The sequence below is a fragment of the Pandoraea sp. NPDC087047 genome (assembly GCF_044745225.1).
In the GTDB taxonomy this organism is placed as follows: domain Bacteria; phylum Pseudomonadota; class Gammaproteobacteria; order Burkholderiales; family Burkholderiaceae; genus Pandoraea.
In genome coordinates, this window is the sequence record NZ_JBIUZU010000005.1 from 1 (window position 1) to 24333 (window position 24333).

A 24333-nucleotide genomic window follows, 5' to 3' on the forward strand; every position below is an offset into this window, starting at 1 on the left:
CGCGCGAGGCGCTTGCATTGCCCGTCACTCCCATCGACACGCCCTGGCTGCCCATGGAGATGCCCAGCCCGACGCCCCCCGAGACGCCGGTGGAGTTGCGATGGTGTGCTGAGGTGTCGGTGGCGGCGAGGATATCGAGTGAGCCGTCGGACGTGAGCTTGACGTCTTTGCCAGCGGCGATCTCGCTGCCGCGAACGAGCAGCGAGGACTGATCGCCGTCTCCCAAGGCCGATAGGGTGACGCTGCCGCCGGCGCGAATCGCAGAGCCGTTGGATGTTGTACTGTCGTTGGTCTCGCGGCTTTCCTGCTTCGATCCCCCAACGGTGACAGCGATATTCACGTTGGCCGCATCCTTGAGGTTCTTGACGGTATCGGCGGCATTTTTCACCGCGAGGGCACCCGCGGCGACACCGAGCGCTTTCATGCGGGCGTCGTTGACCTTGCCAACCGCCTTTCCCATCTGGCCGACGGTCTGCGCGGCATTGAGCACCGGGTTCGATATCGCAACCGTCAATCCCGCCTGCCGGATTTCGCGCTCATGCAGGCGCTGTTCGGACGCTTCGCTCTCCACGATCGATACGCGCTTGCCCGCAATGCTCACGTCGCCATCGCGTGCGATGACCGTACTGCCTTCCTGCCGGTAGTCGTTGCCGGTGCGAATCGTGACATCGCCACTGACCGAGCCAACCACGCTTCCCGTTTGGCTAACCTGCTCGCGACGCTGCTTGTCCTTCTCGGATCGACTGCCGATGGTGACGCTGAAACCACTGCCGAAGACACCGCTCGTCGTCTTTTCCGAAACACTTAGTGAACGGCTTCGGTCTTCGGCGGACGTAATCGTTGCATGGCGTTCGGCGCTGATGGTCAGGTCACTATCCGCGACGACCTGCGACCCGGTGATCGCGACATCGCGTCCGGCAACGACTGTGACCGCGTCGCCCGAGAGCGTGCTACCCGTCGTGCGCGTGCCGTGGGCGTCCCGGTAGTTTTCCTCCGTCGTGGACGAGAGCAGGCCTGCGTGGGTGCTGCGCGACCAGCGCTCGTCGTCATACCGGGCCGCAACGCCGCCGACGGTAACGTCGCCGGTGGCCACGATTTTGAGCTCCGATTTACCCCCGATGGTCGAGGGCGCCGGCGTCCCGGGCCGCGCGCCATCGCTGGCCCCGGCACTCAGATAGGCGCCGAGAATCGTCACGTCACCGCGGGTCGCGTCTCCGGTCGTCACGTAAGCGGTGACATTGCGTTCATCCAATAGCCGCCCCACAGCCTCGATTTGCCCCGCAGCGATACCTATCGCGCCGTTCGCATGTAGTCGACTGCCTTGTACGGTTTCCTCGTAGGTCTCGACCGAGGCCGCGTAGGTGTCGCCGCGCACTCGCCCCGAGTCCGCGATGCTGTCGGTGACCGCGCCAATCTCGACGTCTCTTGCCGCCACGATGACGGCCGCTTTGCCCGCATCGATGCTTGTGCCCGCTGTGGACACGTCGCGTCCGGCGATGAACGTGGCGTCGCCCCCGGTGTTGATGGCCGACGACACATGTTCCGTGACCCGCGTGCGGCTATGACTCTGGCTCGATCCGCCGCCAAAGTCGCGGCTCGTCGCAATGGCGCCCAAGGAAATGTCGCGTCCCGCCGCAAGATTGGCGTTGCCTCCGGCGTCGATTGCCGCGCCGGTGACGGAGAGATCTCGTCCTGCGGTAATCGCCACGGCGTCACCCGCACTAATGCGGCCGAGCGAATCGACGGCCGTTGTCTTGCCCTTCTGCGAACCGTTGCCCCATTCGGCAGTGCGGCTCTGGCTGGTGACGACGACATCGCGCCCTGCTGTGATGTGAACTCGCTCACCGGCGATCTCGCCGCCGACGTTTTGCACGTCCCGCGAGGCGACGACCTCGACCATGCCGGCGTTGCCCTTGCGTGAGCCGCCGGAGCCGCGGGAGCCGCCAATCACGCCGCGATTTTCGACGTCAAGCGCGCGGATTCGCGTGCTCGCGTTGCCGACGATCTGACCACTATTGCTCACTTGATGCGTCGCCTCGACGATGACGTCTCGGCCCGTGACCAATGCACCGCCCGGTTGCATGACGACGCGCTTGCCATGGGCGAGGTATACCGTCGGCACCAGGACCGTTGCCGTCGTGCCGTCGGGCAGCGTAACGGTTTGTCTGACCAACCAGACGATATCGTCGGTCAGCGCTCGCATCTGCTCGGACGTCAGTCGAATGCCAACGCGAAGTTCCAGATCACGGGCTGCCCGTGCGCCTTGCGCGAGAAGCGTTCGAAATTGCGCGTCGATGGCCGCCGAAGCGGCGTTGTCGCGGAGGCCAAGGGAGGCGCGTCCGGTCAACGTCAGAATCTGCTCGCGCACGAGCTTCGCTTCGTAGAATCCGTCTCCAAGACGACGCTCGACGCTATCCGGAGCAATCCCGAGGAGGTCCAGCATGTAGTTGCTGGAGACGGAGGTGCCACGGTCGGTGAATCGAGAATCGGTCTCGACGAGGTAAGGGTGGCCGGGTGTCGTGACGACCGTGAAGAGTGCGCTGCGCGGAAGCTCCAGTCCGGGGATACCGCCTGAGACGGCATCAAGCGTCTGGACTGCGCCCGATATGTCGAACGCGGGAGGCTTGGCGACCAACGCATCCACCGGAGATGGCCTGCCGGTGGAGACCGTTGCAGGGTTTTCGCCGACGGCGACGCGCTGCGCCGTGCCGACATCGCTATCGGTGTGTCTGTTGCCAATGACCGTTCCGTCGGCGGTGGCCGTCTCAATCGTGACGTCGCGACCGCGTAGGTGCGTCGTCCCATTCGAAGAGATCAGGCTCGGGAGTCCGCCAACAATAGCGCGACGTTCCGTGACGCCAAGGTCGACCGTCGTGAACCATCTGTCGCTATTGCCCCGCTTTTCGTGCCAATACAGATCCGACGATTGCGCTATGCGTTCAACGCGCTCCAGGCCGATGCTGCGACTTGTGATTTGACCGCCATTGCCGCGAACCTGGAGATCTCCGCCAGCACTGATCGTCGACGCATGATTCAACGCGGTGCCGTTGCCCACATTCAGCCGGATGGTGCCTTGCGAGGTGAGGATGCCGGGATCGGCGACGTCGCCCATGACGTCGGTCTTGCTGCGCACGGTGATGCGGCGGCGGTATTCGTTGGTGTCGCGACCGTCCTGGATGCCATATCCGCGGCGGAAAATCCGGACCCCCTCGTCATGCGCCCCCGTGACGGTGCTGTTCGACTGATCGACCACCGTCGGCCGGATATGCGCCGACGGATCGAAGTCGGGCCAGAACCGGATGACCCAATTTCCCTGACCGTCGTCGCTCACGGATTCGAAATGCTGAACGGCGCGTTGGGTGATGTTGCGGGTGTCGTACGCTTGCGAGAAGGCATATGGCTGATACACCTCGACAATGGGCTTTTCCAGCGAGAATGTTTTGGCGTCGGCGTCGAGCGCCGTCACGCCTCGCTTCGGAATGGTGACGCTGATGGGACTTCCCACCGCGTGAAGTTTCTCGCTGGAGAGTGCCGCGCGCGCTTCCCGGTTCCACCGCCATTGCGTAAAGGTCTGGTTACGCGGATTGGGAACCAGGCGCGTTTTCCTCACCTCTTCGCCATTCGCGTCGATCTCCGAATATTTTTGTTCGACCATCGCGGGTTCGCCGTCAACACTCAGACTGTGACTCATGTGGGTCGTCGGCAACGTTTCACAGGCGGCGCCTCTGAGCGCGGCACATCGAGCACGACTGTCTGCGTCCGGAAGCGCTACGTAGCCTGCGATCCAGAGATCGCGCACTTGCCGTGTCTCGCCTTCGTCGACGCCTCGCAGAATGTTCACGTAACTACGGTCGTTCACAAACTCGCGTGTGGCGATGTCCACGTCGCCACCGGCTTCCATCACCGCCGATCGGTTGATGAATCGCCCCGTTTGCTGGGTCAGAAAGCCCTGTGCATCGCGCGTTTCTCCCGCTGCGAGACGAAGGGTGCCGAGGCTGAATAGCGTTGCGCCATTCTCGTTAAGGACATCGCCTGTGGCGAAGAGGTCCAGTTGCTGTGTCGCTGCCAGCACGGCGCGCGCTCCAGTGTTCCTCACGCTCTCGCCATCGAATCGGATTCGACCACCCATGACCGCACCGGTATTGACGAACCGGATGCTGCGCAGTCTGACGTCGTCGCCATCGATGCGGGTTTCGTTGGTGATGTCGCCAGCGACATTGAGGAGAACCGATCCGCCACGCAGGCGGCCTTGTCCGGCGTTGACGACATTGGCCGCGTTCACCGTGAGTTGCTTGATGGCCCCGAGTGCGCCGTGAACACGCAGCAGGCCGCCGACATCGAGCGTGAGACTGCCATCGGCTTGCCAGGTGTGATCGGCGCCATAGATATAGTCGCCCGGCAGCGCGATGCTCAGATCGTTGCCTGCGCGCACTCGCGCGTTGCCGAGCAAGCTGCCGACGCGCAGATTCAGGTTCCGATTGACAGCAATTCCGCCCGCGCGATGATCCAGTTCATTGGCCGCGAGGGACGCGTTACGTCCCGCCTGCACATCGCCGGTGTTATGGAATACCCGTGTTCTTGCGGCATCGCGCCACGTCACATCGAGATCTGTGCCCGAAAACAGGGTGCCCGCGTTGCCAAGTTTGTCTCGAACGCTCAGCGACAGATTCGCTGCGGCGCTCATTTGTGCGTTCGGCCCATTCATCAATGAGAACGCCGTAACGAAGACGCGGCCGTTGCCGCCAATCAATCCGATAGGGCGATCCGATGCCGAATGACCGGTTTGCGCATTCACAATCGCTTCGGCGGTGATGGCCAGATCGTTGCTGCCGCTGCCGCTGCGTGTGCCGTTGACGATTCGGCCGTCGGTGTTGTCCAGTGCGTCGGCAAAGACGGTGAGGGTGTCGTCTCCGCCGATCGAGGGATCGCCAGCTGTTTCAATGCTCCCGCCAGTGTTGTCGAGCGCACCCGTCGCTGTGAGTTTCAGCGCCTTGCCTGAATGGATGGCGCCGTTCGCGTTCTTGACGTTGTGATTCGCGGTGGCGCTCAAAGGGCCATTGGCGTGTAGTCGTCCGAGCCGGTTGTCGATGTCGCCGGTCGACGTGAGCGAGAGCGAAGTCCCGGCGGCGATCCGTGCGCCATCGATATTCTCGATACCGTCGGCCGAAACGTTGATGGCCCCGTTGCCGGCAATGCTGCCGCCACGGTGCGCGGCACGCGCCTGAGAGGCGCGATTGTGCAGCCGCTCGCGCATCGCAATGTCGATGGCGCCGGTTCCCGCATTCGCCAGGCTGCCGCCCGCGTTATCCAGCTGTCTCCCGAATACGCGCATGTGCCCGTTGTCAGCGCTGACGTCGAGTTCGCCATCGGTGTTGTCGATCTTGTCGGCGACCTTGATGTGCAACCCATGGTGGGCGCTTACGCGGCCAGAGCGGTTGACGAAGCTGCCACCGCCTTCGGCATTCAGGTGGCCGCCCGCCGCGAGGTATCCCGCGTTGTTGACGACGTCGGCGGCGACCTTCAGCGCGAGAGATTTGCCGGCGTACAGACGACCGGCAGTATTGTCCAGGCTGCCGGCTTCGACGGCGATGTTGGCATTCGCGGCAATCCTTCCTGACGCATTGCTTATGGCCTCCCGAACGTTAAACGTGAGGTGTCGCAACGCCGTTAATTGCCCCTCGCTGTTCTCTAACGACTCGGCATTGAGCCGCAGGCCGCCATTCGTGCCGATGCGCCCGTTTCGATTGCCGAGCGCTTGTCCATTGATGGACAGCACCCCACTCCCGGCGTGCGCCACGGTGCCGCCTGCGTTCCCGAATTCGGCGGCGTCGATCGTGGCGTCACGAGCGGCCAGATGAATCGAGCCCATGTGATTGCTCAGGCGCTGGGCAACGTGCAATTGCGCCAGGTCGTGGGCGCCGATGCCCGTCTGGCCGATCGACCCTGACCGGTTGTTCAGATGCCGGGCATACACGGAGAGCGAACGCGATTGCATTTGTCCGAGCGTGTTGTCGATGGCGTCGGCTTGAAGGCTCAGCGCCTCGCCGGCGTTCAACGTGCCGCGGGTGTTGTCGAATGCACCCCGCGCGGCGACGGTCACTTGACGCCGCGCAACAATGCGCCCGCCCACATTCAGCAGGTCGCCCGCAGCGTCTATGAGGAGTGAGCCTTGGGCGGTCCAAGCCCCGCTGTTGGCGAGTGATGTGGCGGCAAGCACCACATCGCCGCGCCCGGCGATTTCCCCCAACGTCGTGCCAAGGCGTCCGTTTTCGATGCCTTTGTCGGCGGATAGGCGGAAATTGGCGTTGCCAAGTGCCAGCAAACGCCCGCCGAGGTTCTTGATGTCGTGTGCCGTCAGCGAGAACAGACCGCCGGTCTGCATCAACCCGGCCGAGTTCGTCAACTGGCCGCGTATTCCGGCTGCCAGTGACTGCTTCGCTGAAACGGTGCCCTGATCGTTTCGCCAGTCGCCGGCATCGACGATCATGGCGCCGTTGGTGGCGAGTGTCCCGCCCGTGTTTCCGACGGCGCCGGTGACGAGACGGAAGACACCGGCGCCGGCGTGTTCGATCTTGCCGGCGGTGTTGTCGATTTGACCGGAAGTCAGCGACAGGTTGCTGCTATTGGCTTGTACCTGACCTTGGCGATTGCTAAACGGGCCGGAAAGGGCAATTCGGAACGGGGACGATGCCCCCCATTGGAGGAGACGTCCGTTGTCGTTGCTCAGGCTCGCCCCCGCTATGAACAGGCTGGACGTGCTAAGCGTCGCTTGGTCGTGAAAGACGTCGCCGCTGGCCGTGATATGCGTCGTGTCCCCAACTCGGGTTGTCGCACGCGCCATCGTGACGGCGCCGCGCCGTGCATCGATTCGCAGTCCGAGGCGTGTGGTCGAAGTCGAGTCGCTCAGGTCGACGACGTCCGCCATGAATCCGATGTTGCCGGTGGCCGTATGCGTTCCGCCGGCTTGCAACCTACCTGCCGTTGAGAGCGAAATGTTCCCTGTCGCCCCTTGCGTTGCGTCGGTTTCGGCGCCCGCGGCCATGACGCCTGTCGATGCTATCGAGGCCGCATCGACTTCGAGATGCCGACCCGCGGATACCGTGCCGGTATGGTGCCACGCGTTACCGGCATCGAGCTTCACATCGCGTGCGCCGCGCATGCTTCCCGAACTGACCAGATTCCGCGCGGTTTCGAGCGTCAGTTGACCTTCGGCCAGGGTATCGCCACGGATCGACAGGTCTGCTGCGGCCTTCACACGAATATCGCTGCGCGCTTGCAGCTTCCCGCTAATCTGAAGCTGCCCCGCGCTGTCGAGCACGAGCGCCCCTTGATTTGCGCTGACGTGACCGTCCAGATTGACGCCCACACCGGCTTCGGTGCCGATGAGCCGGATCTTTCCGGCATACATGCCGCCCAGACGCGAGACGTCCAGCGCGAACGAGGGCTTGCCGGTCGCCGCCGCCTGGCGGCTATGGATGCCGAACGTCGCTGCGTCGATATCGTTCAGGCCCGCAATGACGTCGAGCTGCTGCGCGTGAACGGCGGCATTGATCTCGACAGCGCGGGCGAGCAGGGCGGCGCGCTCGAGATTACCGGCGTTCAGACCGCTACCGGTAATTCGCAAGCGGCCGTCGGTGACCCGGAAAGCTTCGAGAGAACCACTACCGCCAAACACCGGCAGGCCGGTCGTGAGCACGGCGCGCGAGGTGTTGATGAAGCCACAGCCGTGGCAGGTGAGCCCATTGGGGTTGCTGACGACGACTTCGGCCCGATTCCCGGCCACTTCGAGATAACCGGCGAGGTTCGACGGCAACGTCCCTGTCACCTGGTTGACGATGATGCGTGCCGGGGCGCCAGTGAGGTTGGGGTTGCCCGGTACGAGTCCGCCGATCTGCGTTTTTACGATGGTGGGCGAGTTGTTGAGTATCGCGCCCTGCGCCGGAACGTCGAACTGCTGGTACTGGTTTTGCGACACGCCCGCCGCGCTCGGCGTAGTGATGTTCACGAGCGGCAATCCGTTCGGTGTGACGCTGACCCCGGGGGCGTGAGGACCCGGTGCCGCGACGATTTGCGGCGAAGCGGTGATCGGCAAGCCCAGGACTATCAGCGCGGACAAGCATGCCGAACTGAACGGGATCGATGGGTTCTGTCGCCGCGCCACCGTCGCGTTGCCTGGTCCGCGACGGCGAGCACTGCGCCCGCATCCGGGCGCTCGTCCACGACGGACGTTTTCGCCGACGGCAACCCATTGGCGTTGGAGATGACTGAAGATCAGACGAAAGCAACGTGTGTTCATGGGTGGGACTCAGTAGCGAAGGGCGAGCGAAATGCCGGCAACGGTGGCATTGATCGGGAATCGGGCGGGGTGGAAGAGGGGTTTGGCGACAAAGACGTCGTAGCTGGCGTTGCCCCACGGCCCGCCGTACGCACCGATTTGTCCGCGCAGGCCAATGACCGCGCCGGCGAGTTGGGTGCCGGGAAGGTAACGAGCGCTTGGGCCGAACACACGCCCGTAGTCCACGCCTGCATACACTGCGTGCGCACTCGCCCCTATCGGGACATGCAACTCGTTGCGAAGGAAGAAGCCGCGCTCGGCGCTCAGGGTCTGATCGCCGGTAAAGCCGCGTACGCTGTACCGTCCGCCGATGGCTAACTGATCGACAGCCCACAAAGCGTCTGCCGTGGTCTGGCCGTGGAACATGCCGACGTATCTGAGCGCGAGTACAGGCACCCGCAGCGGCACGGACCACTGCACATCCAGGGTGAACATGCGATAGCGATAGGTCTGCTGCGTTGGCAGGCGAGTGACGGGGTCGCGCAGATCGTCCTGCGCGCCGAACCAGGGCATGCCTTGCCGGTAATTCAGGGCAATGTCCGCCTGCGCGCTGCCGAAGTACTGCCGGTGCGTTGCACCGAGTTGCACATAGGTGTTGTTCCGGTACTGCTGTGAGATTTCGAAGTCTTCGATAAAGCTCCTTCCAAAGCGACGTCCAAGCCGCGCGTCGATCGCTGTCTTGCCAAGACTGTCGCGATGCACGACGCGCTCCAGCCGAAGCTCGACCGTTTGATGACGACCGCTCGACACGAACGACTCATTGGCGCCCGCAATCCGCTGAAAGTAGGCGCGCGTGCTTCCGAAGATGGAAACGGTGTTGTAGCCCCACGGCATCGAGTAACTGACGCTGGCGCCCTTTGTGCCGAACCTGTCGTCGCCGGTCGACAGGTCGTGCTGGACCGAGACATCGAGCAGGTCGTTCAAGCCGAGCGGATTGTCGATGCCGATTGCCACCTGGCCTTGCAGGCGGCCGGTGTCGCGCGTGCCACTGTTATCGACTGAGGCGAGCAGACGCCACGGCCGCTGCCTTTGCACATCGATCAATACCTCGCTCGACCCCGGTGCGTCGCCGGGCTCGATACGGATATCCGCATCCTGGCTTGGCATACGTTTGAGTTGTTCGAGCCCTTGTTCCAGCGCATTCAGGGACAGCGTGTCGCCGGCGCGCAACGGGACCGCGGAGCGCCAACTGCCACGCACGGACGAATCGGAGAATCGGACTGCCGAGACTTTGCCGGGGATGAGATGCAGTCTCAGATGTCCGTCGGCCAGATCCTGCTCGGGGACGATCACACGTGTTGTGACCCAGCCTTTTGTCAGGATCGCCCCCGTGGCCACGGAAGCGATCTGGGCTACGCCGTTAGCGCCCGCGCATTGCCCGACAAACGGAGTGAGCGTGGATTCGACGAACGCAAACGATGCGGGAGGCGCGGTGCCGTCGAGGCCGGTGACAGTGATGCGGCGCAACGCGACGCAGGGCGATTCGACCGGTAGCGTGTCGATGTCGTCAGGCGACGCGCCCACAGCCACGGGCGGCAGACGCACATCCGGTGCCGCCGCGCGCGCTGCACGCGCTTCGGCTTCCCTGCGTTGGCGTTCCAGTTGTTCGTCCTGCACGCCTTGCCTGACGGCGTCGCTGAACGCGGGCGAGATACGCTCCTGAGGGGCCGTCGGGTCGCAATGAAGCACGAGTCCACACGTCAGCGCGCAGGTCCGCAGAAGGGCCGGTACGCGAGGGGCGAATCCGCCAATGCGGCGAACGATGGATGCAATGAAGATCTGGCGGTCGCGATGTGCCACGGATTGTGCAGCCCCTTTTCATGGTCGAAGCAATGCATGGCGCGATCACGCGTGCGCGGAAACCCGCGATAGCGGGGACCGGCGCGCGCGTCAGGCGCGAATGCGCAAAAAGGGCGCAACAGTGAGCACGGCGGGCATGCAGCAGGGGGGGCTTACACCCTGGCGTCAGACCGGGAGGTTGTGTGGAACCGCGGACGACAGGAAGACCAGGAGTCTGGCAGACGGGCAGCGCCGCGTATTCGGAATTTGGGCCAGAAATTTTCGGATGCGTCCGAAAGGGCTTCGGACGGCACCAGGGCGGCAAAGGCCGCGACGTTCAACTTTTCATGAAACGCAGCGCAAGGCGGGCGAGTTTCGGCACGAACGTCGGGCGCAGCAGACGCTTGTCGTAGCCGTCCATGCGTCGGGCGTCTTCTTCGAGACACAGCAGGATCATGTCGCGCGGCTTGAGCGACTCGCCGATATCGGCGGTGCCCGTTGCGGGGAAGTTGACGTCGCGCGCCACGCCATCGGTGTCGATGCCGCGGGCAATCGCCATGCGATCCCAGATCAGCGTGATCCAGACCGCGACAACGCGCGCATAGAACCACGGACGCTTCCAGAACGGCAGCGTGCGCCGATACCAGGCCACCCAGTTCGCGAAGAACAGAATGTGGCGCGCCTCCTCCTGAATCACCGGCTCGAACGTCTCGACCAGCGCCTCGGGGAAATAGCCGGAGCGTTGGGCCGAGCGGAACAGCCCGAAGGCGACGAAGCTGTCGATGCACTCGCTGAAGCCCGTTTTCATCCACGCCCATTCGGGGTCTCCCGGGGGCGGGTACGGCGGCTCGGGCGCGAGTTCGATGCCGTAGGCTTCGACCAGCTTGGAGAGCACGACCTTGTGACGGGCTTCTTCCTCGCCGTCCATCACCAGCGCTTCGCGCAGCAACGGGTCCTGAATCGTTGCCGCATACGTGGCGACGCGAATCGACGCGCGGCCTTCCGTCTGCACGGCAATGTCCCAGATGGGCAGCGCGGTCAGACGTTTGAGCGCATCGGGCGGCAGCTTCGGCCACTCAATGACGGATGGCTTGTAGGGATTATGAGATTCCAGCAGCATGCGGCAGAACATGCGCTTGTGGGAGTCCGAACCAATTTTCACGGGGCCATCGGCATCGTATTGCCAATGGCGCATGACATGGTCGGCTTGCGCAACGGCTGCCGCTAACGTGTCGGACATCTGGTCGGGGTATCGCATTCGATAAGCGTCTTGTCGGCGTCGGCAAAAATCATATCACCAGCGATGACTGCGCGCCGTACAGACCGGCGTACGGGCTGTCCACGGCGCGCGTCGGCAAGACATCAGAACAGGTACATCCCGGCGATGAAGATCGCCCCCGAAAACAGCAGCGCCGTGACGCAGTAGCCCATGATGTCGCGCACCCCCAGCCCGGCAATCGCGAGCGCGGGCAATGCCCAGAACGGTTGCGCCATGTTGGTCCAGGCTTCGCCGTAGGCGATGGCCATCGCTGCTTTGCCCATGTCGGCGTGCAGCGCCTGCGCGGCGGGCATGACGAACGGACCCTGCACCACCCAGTGACCGCCACCGGAAGGCACTGCGAAGTTGATCACGGCCGAGCTGACGAAAGCGAGCAACGGGAACGTGTGGGCGTTGGCGATTTCGATGAACCAGTTCGTGATGACGCCAGCGAGTCCCGAGTGATCCATCGTCGCCTGAATGCCGGCATAGAAGGGAAACTGGATCATGATGCCGGACGCCCCGCGTGCCGCATTCGCCACTGCGCGGGCGTAAGCCATCGGCGTGCGATGCAGCAGGATGCCGATGCCGAGGAACGCAATGTTCACAGTATCGATATCGAGCGTGAAACCCTTGGTGACGGTGCGCAGCACCAGAAACCCGGCGATCAGCACGAACACCAGCAGCGATAGCAGACGGCTTTCTTCGAGCTGCTCCGCGAGCGTGGCGTCCGGGCCGAGCACGCGCTCATGCGTGGGCTCGTCGACAAGCAGCTTCGGATCGACGGACACGACTTCGTTCGGCCGCGGCATCATCGCGCGAGCGAGCAGCGGCAGCATCACGATCAGACCGAGGGTGATGAACGCGTTGTAGCCGGTGAAAAGCGTCTGTGAGACGGGAATCAGGCCGACGACCTTTTCCATCGGATTGCCATGCGTTGCCGCGACCAGCGGCACCGAACCGGACAACCCGCCGTGCCACGTCAGAAAGCCCATGTACGCGCATGCGACGAGCAAACGGTAGTCCGTGCCCTTGACGCGACGGGCGACTTCGCGCGCGAACATCGCACCGAGCACGAGACCGAAACCCCAGTTGATCGCACAGGCGATACCCGAGAGCAACGCGACCATCATCGTGGCTTGCGCAGGCGAGCGCGCGGAACCTGCCAGCGCGGCCATCGCGCGCTTCATCGGCGCGGAACTGGCGAGGGCGTGACCCGTCACCAGAATCATCGCCATCTGCATGGAGAAGGCGAGCAGATTCCAGAAACCCGATCCCCAGAGCTGCACGAGTTCGCCCGGCGTCTTGGGCGTGAAGCCCAGTGCGAGCGCGAAGGTAATGACGGTGAGGAAGATTGCGAAGATGAGCGGATCGGGCAAAAAACGGTGCACGACCTGCGTGAAAAAATGGGAAATACGCTTGACCACGACTGTCTCTTCCTTATTGTTAACTTGTTAATCGTTGCATTGTGTCACCGGCGCGAGGCAAGGGCATGACGTAAAACTGCGTAATGGCAATGCGTGGAAAGTTGTGGCAGGAGACGAGCGCTCGACGTGGGAGCGTTGTGAAATATTTGGTAATTGTTGCGGCGCATGCAACGCAGGTATTCGCGCGACGCGCTATATCGCGCGCCCAGAGGTGACTAGACTGTAAAACCGCTGTCGCAGTTTTCGCAGCTACTTTGCAATGGACTCATCATGTCGCTGACCCTTGAGCAACTTTTCCCGCAGCATCGTCCCGAAGGTGAAGCCGTGGCTACGGCTCTCGATAGTCACGCTGTCGTACAAGCGCTGTCGCTCGCCGTTGCCGATCATCCGCTCGCTTTGCTGCGCATGATGTACCCGGCCACCGACGCGAATACGCACCGCAGCCGCGACGAACTCACGGCCGTGCTGCATCGCCACGGCCTGCATCAGGTTGCCGGGTTGATCGAAGAGGAGTCGCCGTATCTGATGTTCACGTCGGCCGAACATGCGTATCTGACGCTCGTGGAAATTCGTCGCTACTCGGCGGCGATTGGCGTGCATCTCTACTATCGCGGGCTTGCCGGTTCGGAGGCTGAAACGCGTCTGCACGCCGATGCGCGCGTGCCGGCCGACGGTCACTTCAAACCGTTCGACTGATCACGCGCTATCGCGTCGATAGGAATATTCGGTGGGGCGTATTTGACGACCCGGATGTGACGCCCCGGATTCGATGCCCCGCACTGGACTCAGGCGCGGCTGTCGTCTGGCGCGTGAGGGTCTTGAGTGTCCTGGCTTCGCGCGGGCTGTGCGTGTGACGTTGTGATGTCTGCGTTGGCGGCCGCCAGTGTCTTGTCGGGCGCACGGTCGCCGTCCCAGCCGAAAGTGACCTGACGCTGCGCACGGCGCGTTGCGCGCTCGCGCGCCATCTGCTCCTCGAACTGACGACGCCCCTCTTTCGCGGTGGCGATCATCTTGTTGCGATCCTGGTAGGAGGGGTACATCTCGTCCGTCAACTGTACATTCGCGCGCCGGAACGCCATCGTCGCCTCGCGTGCTTCGGCCGCGGGCCACCCGAGTGTTTCGAGCACCGAGCGCGCGCTGCGCAGCGAGGCATCGAAGACTTCGCGTTCGATGTGCTTCACCCCGCGATCGCGCAACTGGAACAAGTGTCCGACGTTGCGTGCACGCGCTACGACGGGCACGTTGGGGAAGTGCTCGCGCATGAGGTCGGCGATTTCGAGCGACTGATCGATGTCGTCCACGGCAATGACCACCGCACGCGCGGTCGCCACGCCTGCGATACGCAGCAGATCGAGGCGCGTGGCGTCGCCGTAAAACACGCGAAAACCGATCTGACGCAGGCTCTCGATGGTGTCGGGATCATGGTCGAGCACTGTGACCGACACGCCCTGCGGCACCAGCGCGCGGCCGACGATCTGTCCGTAGCGTCCGAACCCGCAGATCACCACGCTGGCCGACTGCGGCTCGGCAATCTCCTCCATGCGCGGCGAACCCTTCAGGCTGTAGCGCGGCAGCAGCCATTTGTCGATGGCGACAAGCAGGAGCGGCGAGACCAGCATCGACAAGGCGACGGCACCGATGAGGAACGACGACACTGCCGGCGGCAGCACCTGCGGGCCTGCCGATTGGAACACCACGAAGGCGAACTCGCCGCCTTGCGCGAGCAGCAGCGTGAAGATCGGGCGCTCCTGATAGGGCAGACGCATCAGTCGCGCCACGCTGTAGATGGCGAGACCCTTGAGCGCCATGAAGCCGACGACGACGGCGATCATGCGCAACGGCTGCGCGAGCAGCACGCCGAAGTCGATGCTCATTCCCACGGCGATAAAGAACAGCCCCAGCAGCAATCCCTTGAACGGCTCGATGTCGGTTTCCAGCTCGCGCCGGTACTCGCTCTCGGCGAGCAGCACGCCCGCGAGGAATGCCCCGAGCGCCATCGACAACCCGACCACTTGCATCAGCGTTGCGATGGCTACGACGAGCAGCAGTGCCGTTGCCGTGAAGATCTCCGGCGTCTTGCTATTGGCGATCCAGCGCAGCAGCGGGCGCAAGGCGAGCCGGCCGCCGAGGATGATGGCGGCGATCACGCCGACGATCTTCAGGGCTTCGAGCGCGCGCGTCGTGCCCGTCATCGCGTGGCTGTCGAACGAGTTGGCGAGCAGCGGCAGCAGCGCCAGAATCGGGATGGCCGCAACGTCCTGAAACAGCAGGATCGAGAAGCCGGCCTGACCGCTCGCGGTGGCGAGCATATTGCGCTCGGCCATCACTTGCAAGGCGATGGCGGTGGACGATAACGCGAGGCCGAGTGCTGCCACGAGGGCGATGCGCCACGGCGCGCCCAGCGCGAGGCCCGCGGCGAAGAGCAGCACAGCGCAGCCGAGAACTTGCGCCGAGCCCCAGCCGAAGATCGGCCGTCGCAGACTCCACAGGCGCCGGGGCTCAAGTTCGAGACCGACGAGAAACAGCATGAGCACCACGCCGAATTCGGCGAAGTGCAGCACGTCTTCCACGCGCGAGACGAGGCCGAGGCCCCACGGCCCGATAGCGATCCCCGCGGCGAGATAGCCGATGATCGCGCCGAGGCCCAGCGCGCGCGACAGCGGTACCACGATGACGGCCGCCGCCAGATAAATCAGACTGGCGAGCAGCCACGACGGGACGTGTTCCATCAGACGGCCCTCCCGGCAGTGGCGTTCGTCGCCTCGGACGGCGTGCCGTCGTTGCTATCGTCGCCATTGTTGTCATCGGGCGATGGGTTCGTCGTACCCGTCGCTTCAGTCCCACCGCGCGGACGATCCGTTGCCGGGATGACCTCGCATTCGGACGCGTCGGCCATCGAGATCAACTCCGGCCATTGCGGGTACGTTGCGAGCCGCCCCACGAACTCGCTGACGTGGGTATCGAGCGCAGCGGCGTCGCAGCGTCGTGCGCCGTACAGCACATGCGGCGGCAGGAAGCGCATGCCGCACAGGTGCGACGTCTGTTCATAGGCGGGCAGGAAATCGGCAAACTCGTGCTGGTTATAGCCGTCGGGCCGATAGCTCTCCAGCGGCCCGCCGGTGCTTGCCACGAGCCAGAGATCCTTGTTCGCGAGCGCGTGGCCGTCATGGCCGTAGGCCCAGCCCCACGACAGCACTTCGTCGAACCAGAGTTTCTGCAACGGCGGCATGCTGTACCAATAGATCGGATGCACGAGCACGATCAGATCGGCGCGCGCCACGCGCCGCTGTTCGGCAGCGACGTCGATGCTGAAGTCGGGATACGTCGAGTAAAGATCGTTGACGTCGACACCCGCGATGCCGCGCGCGGCTTCGAGCAGGCGACGGTTGACGCGCGAGTCGCGCCAGCGCGGATGCGCCACGATGACGTAGACGGCTCGTTCGGGGGCACCGTCGCGGGTGTCCTGAGCCGCTTGCTGGAGACGGGAAGATGCGGGGGCTGTCATGCGGGGGAGGATACTCCATTCATATGATGGCCGGCATCGGTGCATTGAGCTTGCGCGCACGCAGAACGGTTAAAGACTCGGCGGGTAAAAGCCGTTATGACTGGATAAGCTCTGCTCAGCTTTCGAGGGCCGTGGCGCGTCGCGATGCATCATTCACGCGGCGTGCCGCAGGTCAAAGACAAATAACAAGACTCTTCGCGCAGGCGGTGCATCCGTGCACACGTCAGTGCTTTTCCGACATGTCGCCGCAAGCCTTTCGCAATATCGTCAATCTGATCTATCACGGACGTAACGTGGCGCTCACGTTGCTGCTCATCGCATTGCTCTACAACCAGACGTTCTGGGTCTTTGCGAGTGCGCTGGCGGCGGCGCTGTGCACCGGCGCGTTGCATGAGACAGGGCGTATGCCGCAGCAGGAGGATCTGCCGCCGCGTCCGCTCGTCATCCAGATCATCCGCATTTCGGTGCCGCTGCTGCTCACGATGTTCGCGCTCGGCTACGGCGCGGTGTGGCTCAATCGCCATTTCGGCTGAGGGCCGGACAAACGTGGCGCGAGCATGGCAAGCGCCTGACGGACGGGCGCGGCAAGCGGCCCATCCGTCGAGGCTACGACACCGCTGCCATCACTTGACGAATTGAATATCGTTCGGCGCCTGCGGCGGCAATTTCACCGCCAGCACCTTGAATTCACCACTGGTGTTCTGCGAGCCCGCGTGCACGGTGCCGCGCGGAATCACGATCAGATCTCCCGGATGCACCTCGCGCTGCTGGTCGCCCAGCCAGAAGGTGCCGCTGCCTGAAATCACATACTGAATCTCGTCGGCTGCCTGATGGGTGTGACGCGGCACGTTGCCGCTTTGCACGGCGATGGTGCCGTTCGGCGTTGCGACCAGGGTTCGGGTGCGCAGCGTTCCTATGTTGGGCACGAGATTGCTGATCTGTTCGTCGGTCATGGCGCCGACATCGATGATCTGCGCCGTCAGCGGTGTGGCCTGCGCGGTGGCGCTCGGCATCAGGTGGGAGGAAAGAAAGCCCGCGGCGAACGCGGCGGGCACAGCGGCAAGCAGGGCATAACGGCGCATGTTCTTTTTCCTTGGCAGGGACGTGTGCAGACGACGGCAAGGGAAGCACGGACGAACGACTTGCAGGATGCGGGTGAGGCGGGGTGATTCAGGACAGGACTATACGCGCACTCGCGCCGGGGCGCGAGGCGGTGTAGTCGGTCTGGCGCTCAGGCCGGGATCAGCGAATCAGGGGGGCGCGCAGGTCAGGCCTGCGGCGTATCGCCGTGCTTGTGCAGCAGGGCGTTGCGGCGCGCATAGGTGAAGTAGATCACCATGCCGATGGCGAGCCAGACCACGAAGGCGATCCACGTGGTGGCTTGCAGGTGCGCCATCAGGAACAGGCACAGACCGGCGGAGATGAGCGGCACGACCGGCGCACCCGGCACGCGGAAGGCGCGGGGCAGGTCGGGGCGCGTGCGACGCAGCACGAGCACGGCGACGGACACCAGCGCGAAGGCCGACAGGGTGCCGATATTGATCAGCTCGGCGAGCACGCCCAGCGGTACGAACCCTGCGATGACGGCGAACACGACGCCGATGATCCACGTCCCGGCGAACGGGGTCTTGTGCGTGGGATGAATGCGCGAGAGCAGCGGCGGCAGCAGGCCGTCGCGCGACATGGCGTAGGTGATGCGGGTCTGGCCATAGGTCATCACGAGAATGACGGTGGTCATGCCGAGAATCGCGCCCAGATCGACGAAGCCTGCGATCCAGTTCTGCCCGGCGTATTGCAGCGCGAGCGACACGGGGTGATCGACACCGGCGAACTGCGCGAAGGGGACGATGCCGGTCATGATGGCGGCGACCGCCACGTAGAGCAGGGTGCAGACGATGAGCGAGCCGATGATGCCGATGGGCAGGTCACGTCCCGGATTGCGCACTTCTTCGGCGGCGGATGTCACGGCGTCGAAGCCGATGAAAGCGAAGAAGACGAGCGCTGCCGCATTGAACATGCCGCTGGTGCCGAAGGGCATGAACGGTGTCCAGTTCACGGGTTTGACGTGCCACACGCCCACGGCGATGAACAGCAGCACGACGCCGATCTTGATGGCGACCATCAGGTTGTTGATGCGTGCGGACTCGCGCACGCCGTACGACAGCACCCAGGTGATGAGCAGCATGATGACGACGGCGGGCAGGTTGATGAAGGTGCTCACGCCGGGCACGCTGCCGGGGGCCGCGGTGATTGCCGCGGGTAGGTGCAGGCCGAAGCCGGCGGCAAGCGACTGGAAGTACCCGGACCAGCCGACGGAGACGGCGGAGGACGCGAGGCCGTATTCGAGCATCAGATCCCAGCCGATGATCCACGCGACGATCTCACCGAGGGTGGCGTAGCTGTAGGTGTAGATGGAGCCGGAGACGGGGATGGTGGAGGCGAATTCGGCGTAGCACAGGGCGGCGAAACCACAGGCCATGGCCGCGATGATGAAGGAGAGGGTGAGCGCCGGGCCGGCGGTCAGCGCACCGGTGCCGGTGAGCACGAAGATGCCGGTGCCGATGATGGCGCCAATGCCCATGAGGACGAGGTCGACCGGTCCCAGCACTTTCTTGAGACTGCCGGCGCGACCGGCGGCCAGCATGTTCTCGATGTTTTTGGTTCGAAAAAGACTCATTGCCTGCAAAAGGTTCCTGCAACGTGTGCCCCTGGCGTTCGCGTCGTGCGCGCCATCGGGGGAATCCACGGGAGACGTGTCCCCGTGACCTGGCTGCAAGGGCACCTCGGGCTTGTGGCCGTTCGTTCCCATGCCTGGCGGATGGCCGCAGGGGCTGACGAACCACGTCGTTGCACTAACGCTGCCGATGCGCGAGGCACGGGCGAATAGGCCACCATCGACGGGCGCGGGTAGCGCGTGCCGGATGGGGCATGGCGATAGGCATGCCGCAGCGCGCCTTTTCCCATGGAAAGGCACGCCGGGCGGGACGAACACGATCGAGACTTACTGAGGATCCTGCCGGGGTGCCGTGACGGTCGCGGTTTTCGCGATGGCACACCGGAGATAGGTCTGCTGAAGGGTCTGCAATGTTGGTGCACCTGAACGCCGGGAGACGTCTTGTGTGCAAGGGCTCGCTGTCCTGCGGTCCGGCCATCGGCGCCTGATCGGCACCTCCGCCTGGCCGGAATTGCTCACATTTTAAGCGTTTTTCCCAAAATGCGTGCAGTGGTTGCTGAATTTCAAGGGTGGGGCTTGGCGACACTCCCCAACGCCACATCCCGGTATCGCCCCTGCGCCCGCACCCACCCCGGGCCGCGGGCGTTACCGGTACTCATCCTTTACCCGAGCCCAACCATCGGGCCTCTCATGCGTTCCCTATCGCCCCCCACCCGGTGGGCGACCCCCATGACCCCCGTCATGTCCACCGCCATGCCCACCCCCGTTTCCTCCCCCATGCCCACCGCCCGGCGGACGTGACCCCGGACCCCCACCATGGCCCGGTGGCCGTGGTCCCGGCCCCGCACCGTGTCCTGGAGGCCGTGGCCCCGGACCCGCACCATGCCCCGGGGGGCGCGGTCCCGGCCCCGGATAATGACCTCCCGGCGGCCGCGGTCCCGGGTAATGTCCCGGCGGCCGTGGCCCCGGCGGCGGACGGTGCCAATACCGCTGGTCGTTGTACCAGGGGCGATTACGGTAGTAGTTGCCCCAGTACGCGCCAATGGAGAAGGTGATGATCGGCAAACCGATCACGGTGCCGTAGTTGAGCACGGGCACGGGACTCCCCTGATAGGGGTAGCTGAGCAGCGCCGCATAGATCCACCCGCGCGTGCCCGGCAGACCGACGTCACACCACGAGTAACCGGAAATGCACCCATAGACGGTTACCGGCATGCCCGCAGCCGCCTGCGCAACGACGGGGTAGTCGGTCGCCGGCCCCGCACGCACGTTGGCCGGCGCATTGATAACGGCCTGCCCGGCCTGCGCCGACGCCACTTCAGGCAGCGCCACCAGTGTCGTGAGCATGGCAGTGCCCGCGAGCACGAGCGGCAAGGTTCGTTTGTTCATGTTCGTCTCCCTGTTTCGCTGTTTCCCTAATGTGAGGGCGTCCACCGGCAATCCCTTTGCGCGAGCAGACCGCGCCCCTGAACCTCCACTTCATGACGGTTCGACCGGTTGTCTCGGCTGATGGTTTTCGGTAACGCGTAACGAAACGTTGCAGCAATATTCTCGCGCGTTACGTGGCTGACCTCTGCCAGGGGTCTCAGGGGGATGTGGCCCGTGTCGAGCCGGTAAGGACGATGGCATGGCGTATGCGATGCCTGCGTCGAGCTGCCCGCCCGTGCGAGCGGCCCGCCTGTATGGGCCTGCGGGGCCAGCGGGGTCAGCGGGTGCAACGGATGCAATCGGTGCAATGCGGCGCAGTGGGCGGCGGAGTGCGAGTGCGCCGCCGCCCGCTGCGGGATTGGCGCGATCAGTACAACACGACGGAGCGAATGGATTCGCCGCGTTTCATCAGGTCGAAGCCTTCGTTGATCTGGTCGAGGCGCAGGGTGTGGGTGATGAGATCGTCGATGTTGATCTTGCCTTCCATGTACCAGTCGACGATTTTCGGCACGTCGGTGCGGCCACGCGCCCCGCCGAACGCGGAACCCTTCCACTCGCGGCCCGTCACCAACTGGAACGGGCGCGTGCTGATTTCCTGACCCGCCGCCGCCACGCCGATGATGAACGACTGTCCCCAGCCCTTGTGGCAGCACTCGAGCGCCTGACGCATGGTCGTGACGTTGCCGATGCACTCGAAGGAGTAGTCGGCGCCACCGTCGGTCAACTGCACGATGGTGTCGACGACGTTTTCGACGTCGTTCGGGTTGATGAAGTGGGTCATGCCGAATTTCCTGGCCAGTTCGACGCGACCGGGATTGATGTCGACGCCGATGATCTTGTCGGCACCGACCATCTTCGCCCCCTGAATGACGTTCAGGCCGATACCGCCCAGGCCGAAGACGACGACGTTGGCGCCCGCTTCGACTTTGGCGGAGTAGACGACTGCGCCCACGCCGGTCGTCACGCCACAACCGATGTAGCAGACTTTGTCGAACGGGGCGTCGGAGCGAACCTTCGCAACGGCGATTTCCGGCACGACGATGTAGTTCGAGAAGGTGGAGGTGCCCATGTAGTGGAAGATGGGCTTGCCGTCGAGCGAGAAGCGCGACGTGGCGTCGGGCATCAGGCCGCGACCCTGTGTGCTGCGGATCGCCTGGCACAGGTTGGTCTTGCGCGACAGACAGAATTTGCACTGACGGCATTCGGGCGTGTACAGCGGAATGACGTGGTCGTCTTTCTTGAGCGTGGTGACGCCGGGGCCGACGTCGACGACGATGCCCGCGCCCTCATGGCCGAGGATGGCGGGGAAGATGCCTTCCGGATCGGCGCCGGAGAGTGTGTAGTAGTCCGTATGGCAGATGCCGGTGGCCTTGACCTCGATCAGCACCTCGCCGGCGCGCGGCCCTTCCAGATCGACTTCTTCAATGGTCAGGGGCTTGCCCGCTTCCCAGGCAATGGCGGCTTTGGTTTTCATGGCGATATTCCTCGTTGCGACGTCGTTCGGGAGAATTCCTTCGCGACGTACCATACCGCGTTCTAAAGTCGCGCGCGAGTCCTGACACACCATGTCGACGAAAAAGGCGGGGCTTGGCGCAGGAATTGCCGGCCTGATATCCCGCGTCGCTCGTCACTTCACGAGGGGCGTGCCGGCGCGCGAACGGCCGTGGCAGTTTGGATAAGGGCAGCATGACGATTCCCCGGAACGGGACTTCAGCTTAGGTAAGCAATGTCCTGCCAGAGAGCGCCAAAAAGTGCTTGAGTCACCAGGCCATTACGGGTGACCTGTCAGCGTCGTGCGCCGCTGCCCAACGGCGCCACGATGTGATAGAAGCCTCGCGCGTCGACGGGGCGTGCGAACCAGTACCCCTGCGCTTCGTCGCAGCCAAGCTCGGTGAGCCGTTGCGCCTGCGCCTTCGTCTCCACGCCCTCGGCCGTCACCCGCAACCCGAGCGAATGGGCCATCGCAATGACGGCGCTCACGATGGCGTGACTCGGCGCATGCGTGAGCATGTCGCGCACGAAGCTCTGATCGATCTTCAGGCGGTGCACGGGAAAGCGTGTGAGGTAGGCGAGGCTGGCGTAGCCGGTGCCGAAGTCGTCGACGGCGATCTCCACGCCCATGTCGTGCAGCGATCCCAGGCAGCCCAGGGCGGCGCTGGAATCCCCGAGCAGCACGGTTTCCGTGATTTCGATTTCCAGATGACGCGGCTCCAGCGCATTCACGTTCAGCGCTCGCTCGACCATGCCTACGACATCCTGCCGCGCGAACTGCTGCGCGGAGACGTTCACGGAGATGCGCGGCAACTGGCCGCATCGCCGCAGCAAGCGGCTCCCTTCGCGGCAAGCGGTGCTCATTACCCATTCGCCCAGCGGCACGATTAGCCCCGAGGTTTCGGCAATCGGTATGAATTCCCCCGGCCCGATGGCCCCCAACGTCGGATGACGCCAGCGAAGCAGCGTTTCCGCGTTGCGAATTTCGCCGGTCGCGAGCGTGACCTGCGGCTGGTAGACGAGATGCAGTTGCGAGTGCGCCTGTTCGTGCACGGCAACACGCAACAGGCCCTCCAGTTCGTTGTGACGTCGCGTTTGCGAGTCCATCTCGCTGCTGAAGAAACGCAGCCCGCCACCGGCCGCCCCGGCCATGCCCAGCGCAATGTGCGCGCGACGCAACAGTGTCTCCGGCGTACTGCCATGATCGGGATAGCTGACCGCGCCGATGCTCGCGTCGAGCGCGACGGGGTTCTGATCGACGTCAGCCCACTGCGCGAGCCGTGCCTGAATTCGCGCGGCCAGAAGGCGCGCCGCATCGCCCGTTTCGTTGGTCACGATGACGAACTGGCTCCCGCCAACGCACGCCAGCGCGTCTTCGGGGCCGCTGGCTTCGCGCAGCCGTTCGGCCGCGATGCGCAACGCCAGCTCGGCGGCCGGCGGGCCGAATGTGCTGCGCAATTTGCGCAGATGATCGAGTTCCATGAGCAATACCGTCAACCCGACCTGCTGGTGCGCGCACCGATGAATCGCCAGTTCGAGGCGTTCGTTGAGCAGGGTCTGATTGGGCAGATGGGTCACGGGATCGTGGTGCGTGACGTACCAGAGCCGCGACGCGACCTGCACCTGCTGTGAGAGGTCAAGCACGATACCGACCCAGCGCCGCTCGCCCGGTGCGTGTTCGACGCAGGAGAGCGCGAGGCGCACGGGTAGCCAACTGCGGATACGGGTGAGCAGATGCCATTCGTCGTCGTACGGCACGGGCTCGTGGGCCGAGAGGCTGGCCAGCGCGGGCAGACGGCGGCGCGCCAGTTCCGACGGGTCGAGCAACGACAGAAAACCGCGCTTGCCCAGCAGGTCGCCGGGCTGATAGCCGGTCAGGCGGGTAAACGCCGTGTTCATGCGTTCGAGCATGCCGTCGTCGGTGCAGACGAACATGGCATAGGGCGCGCTGTCGAGCGCGGCGCGGCTCAATTCGGCTTGAACGTCGGGCACGCGACGAGGCACGGGGTCGTTCACGTCCGTACCTCCCGAATGCCGGTCGGGCCGGAGTTCAGGCACGTCATGCAACACCTCCCTGGCGTTGCGATTTTCGTCTCGATAATCGAGCGATCGAATCGCCCGATTCCGTTTGTTTTTCAATCGGTTATGGGCGCCATTCTGCCACGTTGCAAGCGTGTTCGGGCAAGGGAAAACGTGGGGTCTTAAGGGGTTTCGGAAACCCGTCGGCACGGGCATGCTGTGTGCTGGCGTCACCCCCGCATTCAGGCCGCCGTGCCCCCGCCCAGCGCTCCGGATCTCTCGTCCATATGGCTTCGGGCAAAGCCGTTCGGTATCATGCGGCCTGATTCGGGCGGGATGACACCGACAGGGCGTCGATTTCGCGGGGCGATGCGTTCCGGTCATCGCGGATATTTCGGTAAAAGGGAAGGCGGCGTT

Annotated in this window: 13 protein-coding genes and 1 pseudogene; 2 read left to right on the forward strand and 12 right to left on the reverse strand. The window is 64.2% G+C overall.

Translation table 11 applies throughout. The features are described from left to right. The 5 genes and pseudogenes from ACIPHM_RS10305 to ACIPHM_RS10325 form a co-directional block, all read right to left on the reverse strand. On the reverse strand, positions 1-8005 hold an 8005-nt coding region (locus ACIPHM_RS10305; RefSeq protein ID WP_400328224.1), incomplete at its 3' end, for a hemagglutinin repeat-containing protein. A 171-nt stretch (positions 8006-8176) separates the two neighbouring features. Next, positions 8177-8296 (reverse strand): annotated as a pseudogene (locus tag ACIPHM_RS10310) (ESPR-type extended signal peptide-containing protein); the annotation flags it as partial. A gap of 9 nt (positions 8297-8305) precedes the next feature. Continuing rightward, positions 8306-10024 (reverse strand): ShlB/FhaC/HecB family hemolysin secretion/activation protein, encoded by a 1719-nt coding sequence (locus ACIPHM_RS10315; RefSeq protein WP_400327510.1) that lies wholly within the window; start codon positions 10022-10024, stop codon positions 8306-8308. Positions 10025-10451: 427 nt separating this feature from the next. Beyond that, positions 10452-11354 carry a ferritin-like domain-containing protein gene (locus ACIPHM_RS10320; protein WP_400327512.1) on the reverse strand — a complete coding sequence of 301 codons (903 nt, stop codon included), beginning with the start codon at positions 11352-11354 and terminating at the stop codon, positions 10452-10454. Positions 11355-11476: 122 nt separating this feature from the next. Continuing rightward, positions 11477-12799, reverse strand: coding sequence for a TIGR00366 family protein (locus ACIPHM_RS10325; protein ID WP_400327514.1), 1323 nt, complete (start codon positions 12797-12799; stop codon positions 11477-11479). A gap of 270 nt (positions 12800-13069) precedes the next feature. Here ACIPHM_RS10325 and ACIPHM_RS10330 point away from each other — a divergent pair, with 270 nt between their 5' ends. Further along, complete coding sequence (locus ACIPHM_RS10330; RefSeq protein ID WP_400327516.1) at positions 13070-13495, forward strand: hypothetical protein; 426 nt, start codon at positions 13070-13072, stop codon at positions 13493-13495. A gap of 89 nt (positions 13496-13584) precedes the next feature. Here the strand turns inward: ACIPHM_RS10330 and kefC are convergent, their stop codons facing one another. Then, positions 13585-15528, reverse strand: a complete 1944-nt coding sequence (kefC, locus tag ACIPHM_RS10335; protein WP_400327518.1) for a glutathione-regulated potassium-efflux system protein KefC — start codon at positions 15526-15528, stop codon at positions 13585-13587. Beyond that, a complete protein-coding gene (locus ACIPHM_RS10340) occupies positions 15528-16304 on the reverse strand; it encodes an NAD(P)H-dependent oxidoreductase (protein ID WP_400327520.1) in 777 nt (258 codons plus the stop codon). Before ACIPHM_RS10340 ends, kefC begins: the two co-directional genes overlap by 1 nt. A 239-nt stretch (positions 16305-16543) precedes the next feature. On the opposite strand from ACIPHM_RS10340, the gene ACIPHM_RS10345 reads away from it, so the two are divergent. Continuing rightward, positions 16544-16837: a hypothetical protein gene (locus ACIPHM_RS10345; RefSeq protein WP_400327521.1), complete on the forward strand. Its 294-nt coding sequence runs from the start codon at positions 16544-16546 to the stop codon at positions 16835-16837. Between the two features lie 90 nt (positions 16838-16927). Here the strand turns inward: ACIPHM_RS10345 and ACIPHM_RS10350 are convergent, their stop codons facing one another. The 5 genes from ACIPHM_RS10350 to ACIPHM_RS10370 form a co-directional block, all read right to left on the reverse strand. Beyond that, entirely contained in the window at positions 16928-17386 is a 459-nt protein-coding gene (locus ACIPHM_RS10350; RefSeq protein ID WP_400327522.1) for a cupin domain-containing protein, read from the reverse strand. Between the two features lie 185 nt (positions 17387-17571). Next, positions 17572-18981, reverse strand: coding sequence for an amino acid permease (locus ACIPHM_RS10355; RefSeq protein WP_400327523.1), 1410 nt, complete (start codon positions 18979-18981; stop codon positions 17572-17574). Positions 18982-19677: 696 nt separating this feature from the next. Further along, positions 19678-20367 (reverse strand): SH3 domain-containing protein, encoded by a 690-nt coding sequence (locus ACIPHM_RS10360; RefSeq protein WP_400327525.1) that lies wholly within the window; start codon positions 20365-20367, stop codon positions 19678-19680. A gap of 406 nt (positions 20368-20773) precedes the next feature. After that, on the reverse strand, positions 20774-21880 hold the full coding sequence (locus ACIPHM_RS10365; protein WP_400327527.1) for an S-(hydroxymethyl)glutathione dehydrogenase/class III alcohol dehydrogenase: 1107 nt from the start codon (positions 21878-21880) through the stop codon (positions 20774-20776). A gap of 311 nt (positions 21881-22191) precedes the next feature. After that, positions 22192-23913 carry a putative bifunctional diguanylate cyclase/phosphodiesterase gene (locus ACIPHM_RS10370; RefSeq protein ID WP_400327529.1) on the reverse strand — a complete coding sequence of 574 codons (1722 nt, stop codon included), beginning with the start codon at positions 23911-23913 and terminating at the stop codon, positions 22192-22194. Positions 23914-24333: the final 420 nt, after the last annotated feature.